Here is a 1,516-nt window from a genome sequence, read left to right on the forward strand (position 1 = left end):
AAATCGACAAATTCAAATACTTCTTTTTTTACATCTTCTAATCCTGCAACATCTTTTAATCTCACAGAAACATTATCCTCGGAAATGATACAACCTGTGTGGCGGGATTCTTTGTTCATTGTCAGCAAAAAATATAAGAAGATTAAAATAAATAAATAATTTTCCATCCCCCCCCCTTTATTGCTAGGCGTTGGTTTATGGACGACATCATAAGGATAATTGGTTTGGCCCAATTTATACTCAAAATCTGTTTCTTCTGTGGTGTTCAGAAAATAAGTTGGCGTTGTAGCATTATTAACATAAATCTGGGCCATTCCATTTTCAAAAATGTCAATATGGGTTGTATTTTCCATATAGTGGTCAAAGAAATAAGATGAAGATACTTGCTTAGGTTCGAGAGCACAAATACCCTCTCCCATAAACATAACCATAAGTAATACTGCTCCAAAAAGATAGTGATTATTTACCATATTATATTACTTCTTTGAATATTTAAAAGGTAATTAGCATCCTATCCAGAAGTTTATGTGTTGGTCGTCGAGATTATTGGATAGACAGTCGATTCTACACAATTTTATGTTATATTCAGCTTGTTTTTTAATTAGGTAAGAAGAAACCTTCTTTAGTGGTTGGAGGAAAAGTATAAGACGTTTCGATGCCTTTCGAACTAGACTTAGCGTCGATATTTTGTAAGACTTGGAATCTATCATCATTGAAACCCATAAAATTTATGGGGAGATCTTTCTCTTTTTCGTCGGATCCTCCGACCGGGGCGAACCTTTAAGGAGCATCGATTAGCATCGATTAGCATCGATTAGCATCGATTAGCATCGATTAGCGGCGTGCGTATTCAAGTTGACTTTTTTTCTTTTTTCGTTGGTTACATTCAAAACACCGTGGGTTGAATGGTATTAAACAAGGGTTTAACACGAAAGTTCTGGCTTTGAGATCGACATTAGCTAACCTAGCTTTCAATAAATGTAAACGGATAAGTTTGCGTACGTCATTTGCTTCCTTTTGGGGGTCAAGACGCGTCTCCTTAAATTTCTTATAAATATTAATTAAGGTGTCAATATTAAAAACTGGGACTAGCAGAGGCTTATCGAATGACCCTTCCAGGTAAAAGTAATAGATTCCTTTTTTGGAGACTCTAAAAAAAGTCTCGTCTTTGAAAGACAGATCGAGTTCCAAAGGGGAATGGTGTTTTTTAAGTTCAACATGAAGTTCTAGATGGTCAGTTAATCGCTTTTTATCTTTAATAGGCTCAATACTATATCCCTCCATCGCCCAGTGGGGGGATACTATCTTTCCACCATACCACGCCATAATTTGATTCGCTATTTTTTGCGTCCGCTCAAGATCGACATTCTCAGGGGTATGCCATATTTTCTCGTCCGGTTCGATAAATTCCCCATAATTTAAGTAGATATCGATGTCTTTCCAACCTGTATCACTTTCGAGACCGAGTAAGCATTCCCACCAGAAAATAGAAAAAGAACCGCCTATCGCCCATTTG

At 36.7% G+C, this 1,516-nt stretch carries 2 protein-coding genes; both read right to left on the reverse strand.

Annotated elements, in window-relative coordinates; genetic code table 11:
- Positions 1 to 470 (reverse strand): hypothetical protein (locus HRT72_03280; protein NQY66730.1); only part of this gene is annotated, 470 nt, incomplete at its 3' end.
- A 364-nt stretch (positions 471 to 834) separates the two neighbouring features.
- A partial coding sequence (locus tag HRT72_03285) for a hypothetical protein (protein NQY66731.1) occupies positions 835 to 1,516 on the reverse strand: 682 nt, incomplete at its 5' end.

This window comes from Flavobacteriales bacterium (genome assembly GCA_013214975.1).
Taxonomy (GTDB): domain Bacteria; phylum Bacteroidota; class Bacteroidia; order DT-38; family DT-38; genus DT-38.